At 73.9% G+C, this 7,101-nt stretch carries 6 protein-coding genes; 4 read left to right on the top strand and 2 right to left on the bottom strand.

All coding sequences use genetic code 11. From position 1 onward, the window contains the following. Positions 1 to 167: 167 nt before the first annotated feature. From PUR61_RS36875 to PUR61_RS36890, 4 genes are all read left to right on the top strand, one after another. Positions 168 to 2,165 (top strand): Gfo/Idh/MocA family oxidoreductase, encoded by a 1,998-nt coding sequence (locus PUR61_RS36875; protein WP_329883928.1) that lies wholly within the window; start codon positions 168 to 170, stop codon positions 2,163 to 2,165. Further along, the gene (locus PUR61_RS36880; protein ID WP_329883929.1) at positions 2,162 to 2,800 is read left to right on the top strand and encodes a hypothetical protein; all 639 of its coding nucleotides are present in this window, start codon (positions 2,162 to 2,164) and stop codon (positions 2,798 to 2,800) included. Before PUR61_RS36875 ends, PUR61_RS36880 begins: the two co-directional genes overlap by 4 nt. Positions 2,801 to 3,819: 1,019 nt before the next feature. After that, entirely contained in the window at positions 3,820 to 4,038 is a 219-nt protein-coding gene (locus tag PUR61_RS36885; RefSeq protein WP_329883930.1) for a ferredoxin, read from the top strand. A gap of 91 nt (positions 4,039 to 4,129) precedes the next feature. After that, positions 4,130 to 5,338: a cytochrome P450 gene (locus tag PUR61_RS36890; protein WP_329883932.1), complete on the top strand. Its 1,209-nt coding sequence runs from the start codon at positions 4,130 to 4,132 to the stop codon at positions 5,336 to 5,338. Between the two features lie 182 nt (positions 5,339 to 5,520). On the opposite strand, the gene PUR61_RS36895 is transcribed toward PUR61_RS36890, so the two are convergent. Next, a complete protein-coding gene (locus PUR61_RS36895) occupies positions 5,521 to 6,588 on the bottom strand; it encodes an MBL fold metallo-hydrolase (RefSeq protein WP_329883933.1) in 1,068 nt (355 codons plus the stop codon). Positions 6,589 to 6,608: 20 nt separating this feature from the next. Then, the coding region (locus tag PUR61_RS36900; protein ID WP_329883934.1) for a phosphoenolpyruvate carboxylase at positions 6,609 to 7,101 on the bottom strand (493 nt) is incomplete at its 5' end.

Raw genomic sequence — 7,101 nt, forward strand, 5'->3', positions numbered from 1 at the left:
ACGATGCCCGCGAACCGAATCCCGGTCAACCCCGCCACCGGGATGCCTCATTCGGACACCATTTTTCGGCCATCGTTCCGGAGAACCCATTCGGTGACCGTCCGAACTCTGGTCGCGGATTCCGAATTCCGCGACCATGGGCGCAACCGAACCCCCAGGAGGCACGCATGCGAGCGGTGGTCCTGACCGGACCCGGACAGTGCGAGGTCATCGAGCGGGACGAGCCGCCGGGCGGTCCGGGACAGGTCGTCGTGGACCTGAGCGTGAGCGTGATCAGCCCGGGCACCGAGCGCGCGATCCTGCTGGACCTCCCGAACGCCGGTGCCCGGTACCCCGAGCACCCCGGCTACCAGGCCGCCGGAACCGTGCGCAGCGGATCCGCGCTTCCCGCCGGCACCCGGGTCGCGGTCCGCCGGGCCCGGCACGCGGAGGTCGCCGTCGTCCCCGAACGCCACGTGCGCCCGATCCCCGACCGCGTCCCGCCGGCCGACGCCGCCGTCTGGCAACTCGCCCTCACCGCCCTGCACGGTCTGGAGACCGGTGGGCAGCGCCCGGGCGAGCCGGTCACCGTCGTCGGTGGCGGTCTGCTCGGCGTCATCACCCGCCGCCTGGCCGCGGCGCGCGGCGCCTCCCGGGTCCGGGCGGTCGCCGCCACGACCGCCAAGGCATGGACCCTCCGGGCCGAACCCACCACCGTCCGGCACGAGCCGGGCGGACCCGACGACGACGGCACCCCGCTGGTGCTGGACGTCACCGACAGCGGCACGGGCCTGGCCGTCGCCATCGGCGCCGCCGCACCCGGCGGCCGGGTGGTCCTGCTCGGCTCGCCCCGTACCGAACGCGCCGACATCCCCCTGCAGCAACTCCACGACCGCGGGATCGACCTGCGCGGCGCCCACGTCGGCGGCCTCACCGAGGCCGAGGAGGACCGGCTGAGCGACATCTTCTTCGACCTCCTCGAACAGCGCCGGTTCACCATCCGCGACGTGCTCTCCGACTACCCGGCTCACCGGGCACCTCAGGTCTACCGCCGGCTCGCCACCGACCGCGCATTCATCAGCGCGGCCCTGCGATGGGACGCGCCCCGCCCGGCCACCGGCCGCCGGGCCGCGTCCGCGCGCCCGCTGCGCTACGGGCTCATCGGCTGTGGTGACATCGGCATCGAGGACGCCAAGGCCCTCGCCGCCGCGGACGAGGCCGAGCTGACCGCCTGCCACGACCCCTTCGCCGAGCTGGCCGAGGAGACCGCGGCGCGCTTCGGCGGGCAGCACACACCGGACGTCGCGGCCCTGCTGGCCCGCGACGACGTGGACGCCGTGATCGTCGCCACCCCGCACGACACGCACGAGCAGCTGTTCTCCGCCGCCCTGGCCGCGGGCAAGCACGTACTGCTGGAGAAGCCCGTCGCCCAGGACCTCGCCACCGCCCGCCGCATGGCCGAACTCGCCGACAGTGCGGGCCCGTTGCGCACCGGAGTACTCTTCCCGACCCGGACCGACCCGCGATTCGGGCAGGCCCGGGCGGCCATCGCGGCCGGGGAGATCGGCGAACCGCTGGGCGTCACGGCCACCTACTTCACGGACAAGCCGGCCGGCTACTTCCAGGGCGGCCTCAGCGGCCGTGCCCCGTCCAACTGGCGGCTCGACCGCGACCGGGCCGGCGGTGGCTTCCTCATCATGAACCTGATCCACCAGGTCGACACCGTCCGCGCCCTGCTCGGGCGCGAGGCGGACCGCGTCTACGCCGAGACGGCGCCCTCCTCGACGGCCGACGCCGAAGGCATCGAGGACGCGGTCACCCTCGTCCTGAGGTTCGGCCCGATCGTCGCCACCCTGATCGGCAGCGCCAGCGTGGTCGGCGGCACCGGCATGCGCACCAGCGTGTGGGGCGAGAAGGGCGAGGTGGCACTGACGCCCGACTTCCGACTGACCCACCGCGCCCCGCTCGGCGCCGCCCCGCCCGCCGGCCGCCCGGCGCCCACCGCGATCGACCTGCGGACCACCGCGTTCACCCGCTTCGCCCTCGCCGTACGGGACGGCACGCCCGTCGACGTCAGCCTCAGCGACGGGCTGCGGACCCAGGCCGTGGTGGAGGCCGGCTACGCCGCGGCGTGGCTCGGCCGAGCCATCGACCCCGCGCGCCTGCTCGCGGGCGGTACGCCGTGATCGGCCCGCGGCGCGTCCTCCGCTCCCCCGACGGCGACTACCCGCCGCCCGACGGCGTCGGCCCCGACACGGTGTGGTTCGCCGAAGGCACCGCCGCCGACGAGACCTGGGCCGTCGGCTACCCCGGACCGGACGCCGAGACGCGCGCCGCACACGCCTGGGCGGCCACCGCGCGGGCCGTCGCCGACGCCGCCCGGGCCGCCGGCGGCAGGTCCACGGTGCTGGTGCCGGGAGACGGCGCGCTGGCCGGGCTGGTCCGGCTGGCGCTCCCCGACGCCGTTCCCGCCGGCCCGGAGGTACCTGCCGTGGTCGTCGAGACGACCGGCACCGAGGCCGGGATCCTCCAGGCGCTCGCCGCCGTCCGCCCCGGCGGGTGCGTGCTGCTCGCCGCCCGCCCGCTGCACCTCACCGCGAACCTGCCGACCTACCGCGCCATCCACCGCCCCGGCGTCCGGGTCCTCCCCACCCGCTGGGCCGACGCCACCCGCGACACCACGGACCCGCTGGTCTCCTGGGCCCTGGCCCATCTCACCCCGGACCGACCGGGGCGGGCCGTCACCCCGGGTGCCTGGTACCGGCTGGCAGCCCGTCCGCCCGCCTCCGCCGGCTCCGCCGGCCGGGTACCGGGCCCGTAGACCTCCTCGGAGGCGGCCCCGGCGCCTCGCCGTCCGCGGCACACCTCGCGGCTCACCGCCGGTGCCCCGGCCCGCCGAAAGCCGGCGCAGTCGAGCCACCTCGCGGCCCACCGTCCCGGTGACGCCGGTCAGAGGTATCCCAGCGGATATTCCCGTCGTCGATAGCGATAACGAATCCGGCGCCCACGCCGACGAGATCGGACAAACCCGTGGAACAACCGCGGGCTTGGGAGAGACAGCACATTAGCGGCCGCTCCCGGGGAATCGGTTGACGGTGCCTCATTCGCTGCACCTGCGGGCAGGCCCGCTGCCCGCAGGTGCACTACCCGAACGGACCGACGGCTGCCCACAGGTGCAAGCCCTCCCCTGCGTACACCTCCCACCTGCGACGTGTCACAGAGGTCGGACCACCTATTCGGGCAAGGCTACTGCGAGTTGCACCCGAATCGAACTCAGAAACCCTCGCTGTCAGTCGATTTGACTCGGAACATCTGGTGGTAAGGTCACACCGCAGCACACCAGACCACCCGCAGACCGTCATGAGCACGGGAGTTGCGACCATCCGCAATCGGGGGCCCGACGACCGACACGCGTGAGAGAAACCATCGAACGCACCCGATTCCGCCCCACCCCGGCGGTTGAACCGCTCGACCGCCTGCCGTCCAGGTCGCCGATGCCGTGCCCCGGGCCGGCAACGCGGCGCGGACCCGCGAACCCCGGCTGCGGCCCGCCTGTACGGCTCCCCTGTCTGTACGGAAGGCACCTTGTAAAACCACCGCTGAATCCGAAGTCCCCCGGACGCGCTTCGCGCCCGTCGACTCGACATGCGAGGAAATCGAGGCACCCGGAACAATGACATCTGCGGACATGACGTCCAGGACCCTGGACGTGGACAGAGGGAATCTTCCCGATCCGGCCACCGCGCCCCTCCGTGAACGGACCAGCGATGGCCAGGTTGACCGTGACAACGAGAGGCGGCTGCCGGACAGTCGGCGCCGCCCTGGCGAAAGGTGCCTGACATGCAGGTGAGCGTCGACCGGGACCGTTGCTGCAGCTCCGGCATGTGCGTGACGAACGCCCCCGCGGTCTTCGACCAGGACGACCGGGACAGTCTCGTGATGCTCCGTCAGACCGTCGTGCTGCCCGAGCAGTTCGACGACGTCAGACTCGCCTCCGAGCTCTGCCCGGGCCGGGCGATCACCGTCACCGGGGACGAGCCCGCTCGGACCGGGGCCTGACGGACCCCCGCCGACGGCCCCCCAGGCCGCCGGGAACCTTCCCGGGCCCCGAACCCCACGAGAACACCCGCGACGTGAGGAGATCCCCGTCTTGACCACCGCACCCACCACCCCCGTTCTCCCGCTGCCGGCCCGGCACTCCGGCGGCTGCCCGTTCGACCCGCCGCCCCCGTACTCCGAGGCCGCCGCCACCGGGCCGGTGACCAGGGCCAAGCTGCCCGACGGCGACCTCTGCTGGATGGTCACCGGCTTCGCCGAGGTCCGCACCGTGCTGTCCGACCGCCGGTTCAGTGCCGACATACGCCACCCGGCCTTCCCGCTGCTGGTCGCCGGCGCCCGCGAGGAGCTGATCACCGACAATCCGGACTTCCTGCGGCTCGACGACCCCGAGCACGCCCGCCAGCGCCGCATGGTCACCGGGGAATTCCTGGTGAAGCGGGTGGAGGCGCTGCGCCCGGAGATCCAGCGGATCGTGGACGAGGCGCTGGACCGGATGACCGCGGGCCGGACCACGGCCGACCTGGTCACCGACTTCGCGCTGCCGGTGCCCTCGCTGGTGATCTGCCTGCTGCTCGGCGTGCCGTACGAGGACCACGACCGCTTCCAGAGCCTGAGCCGCACGATGCTCAACCGGGAGAGCACCGTGGAGCAGCTCCGGGAGGCCCAGGAGGGGGTCCTGGACTACCTGCGCGACCTGACCGCCCGCAAGCGGACACAGCCGGAGGACGACGTCCTCAGCCGGCTCGCGGCGCGGGACGACCTGACCCCGGACGACGCGGCCGCCATGGGCGTGCTGCTGCTGGTCGCGGGGCACGAGACGACCGCGAACATGATCGCGCTGTCGACCGCGCTGCTGCTGGAGCACCCCGAGCAGATCCCCGGCCTGGCCGACCCGGCCACCCTGCCGGGCGCGGTGGAGGAGCTGTTGCGGCTGCTGACCATCGTGCACACCGGCCTGCCCCGGGTGGCTCTGGAGGACGTGGAGCTGGGCGGCGTCACCGTCCGGGCCGGGGAGGGCGTGATGGCGATGCTCTCCACCGCCAACCGGGACGAGGCGGTGTTCGGCGGCGCCGGCCATCGGGCGACGGACGAGCTGGACCTCTACCGGGACGCCCGGCGGCAGCTGGCGTTCGGCTTCGGCGTGCACCAGTGCCTGGGCCAGCCGCTGGCCCGCGCCGAACTCCAGATCGCCCTGGAGACGCTGTTCCGCCGACTGCCGGGGCTGCGGCCGGCCGGCGAGCGCGAGTTCCGTACCGAGTCGTTCATCTACGGGATGCGGTCACTGCCCGTGACCTGGTGAGCGGGGCCCGACGGAGAACTCCCGCTGGAGTAGTTCGCTTGCGAAAGTGCTGGTCACGGCCGCTCGTCGGTGGCTGTGACCAGCACTTTCGCTTCGCACTTTCGCTTCGTCGGACACGGCCGGTCCGCCACACGGCGACGCGGTGGTCCGGGATCACCGCGTCACCGCGGCCGGCCGGCGTTTCAGGGGAGTCGCAGGGGCGCGGGAAGGAGGGGGCGGGTCGGAACGGGGTGCCAGCGGAGCGTGCCGGTGCGGTCGGGCAGGACCCGGCCGAAGGGCTGGTCGCCGAAGTGGAAGGCGAAGCCGTAGCTGCCCGGGGCACGGAGCCGGTCGAGCAGGGTCCGGCGGGCGCGCAGCACGGCGGCGGTGTCGGTGTCGGGGCCGGAGGGCCACTCGGGGTGGCTGATCTGGGCCGGGGTGTGGAAGGCGTCGCCGAAGACCACCAGACGCCGGCCGGCCGAGGCGGTGACGACGTACGAGGTGTGGCCGGGGCTGTGACCGGGGGTGATCAGCGCGGTGACCCCGGGCCAGATCTCGGCGCCGTCGTCGAACGGCCGCAGTACGCGCGACATCGGCACCATGAAGGTGTCCCAGGAGGGGGCGCCGACCGTGATCTCGCCGCGCCAGAACGGCCCCCACTCGGCGCCGGCCACCCGGTAGTCGGCGTTCGGGAAGGCCCTGCGCAGCGCGTGGTCCCGGCCGCCGGGGCGGAAGCCGAGACCGGTGTGGTCGGTGTGCAGGTGGGTGAAGGCCACCGTGTCGACGGACTCGGGCGCCACCCGCAGGGCGCGCAGGGTGTCCAGCAGGGCGCCGCCGCGGGAGCGGCCGAGGGCCGGCGACAGGACGTTGGCGCCGAGGCCGGCGTCGATCAGCAGGCGCCGCCGGCCCCGTTCGACGAGGACGCCGCCCGCCGAGGCCGCGATCCGTCCGGTGCCCGGGGTCAGGGCCTCGGGGTGGTCCCGCCAGTACGCGGGCGGGACGGCGGGGAGGAAGCCGGCCGGGTCCAGCTCCATGGCGCCGTCGACGACGTAGGTGATCCGGGTGTCGCCGAGGGTGAACGAGCGGACCGCGGACTGCTCGTTGAGCGCGCCGAGCCGTGACGGACGCGGACGCGGGCGGGCGGCCTCGGCACGGGGCGCACCTGCGGACAGGGCCGTGGCGGTGGCCGCGGCGACCGCCGTGGTGCCGAGGGCGGTCCGCAGCAGGGTCCGGCGGGAAGGCCCCCCGGGGTGTGGGGTGTTGGCGGTCATGGTGGGGACCTCCCGTGGGGTCAGCCGGTGTTGCGAAGTCCGGCGGCGATGCCGTTGACGGTGAGGAGCAGGGCGCGGGCGAGGAGCGGGTCCGCCCCGGTGGAGGCGGCGACCGCGGCGCGGCGGCGTCGGAGCAGGGCGACCTGGAGGTAGGAGATCGGGTCGAGGTAGGCGTCCCGCAGGGCCAGGGTCTGCTTGAGCCCGGGCTGCTGGTCGAGGAGTTCGCACGCGCCGGTGACCCGGAGCACTTCGGTGACGGTGCGGTCGTGCTCCGTGCGGATGGTGTCGAAGACGTGGTGCAGCTCGGCCGGGACGAGCGTGTCGACGTAGTGGCGGGCGATCCGCAGGTCGGTCTTGGCGAGCGTCATCTCCACGTTGGACAGGAAGTTGCGGAAGAAGTGCCACTGGCCGTACATCTCGTCGAGCACGTCGCCGAGACCGGCCTCGCGGGCGGCGGCGAGGCCGGCGCCGACGCCGTACCAGCCGGGGACGATCTGGCGGGACTGGGTCCAG

The sequence above is a fragment of the Streptomyces sp. BE20 genome, from assembly GCF_036322525.1.
GTDB lineage: Bacteria > Actinomycetota > Actinomycetes > Streptomycetales > Streptomycetaceae > Kitasatospora.

Excerpts from the sequence above, each read along its gene's own strand:
- PUR61_RS36885 (WP_329883930.1), top strand. The coding sequence starts at position 3,820 with ATGCAGGTGAGCGTCGACCGGGACCGTTGCTGCAGCTCCGGCATGTGC.
- PUR61_RS36895 (WP_329883933.1), bottom strand. The coding sequence starts at position 6,588 with ATGACCGCCAACACCCCACACCCCGGGGGGCCTTCCCGCCGGACCCTG.
- PUR61_RS36875 (WP_329883928.1), top strand. The coding sequence starts at position 168 with ATGCGAGCGGTGGTCCTGACCGGACCCGGACAGTGCGAGGTCATCGAG.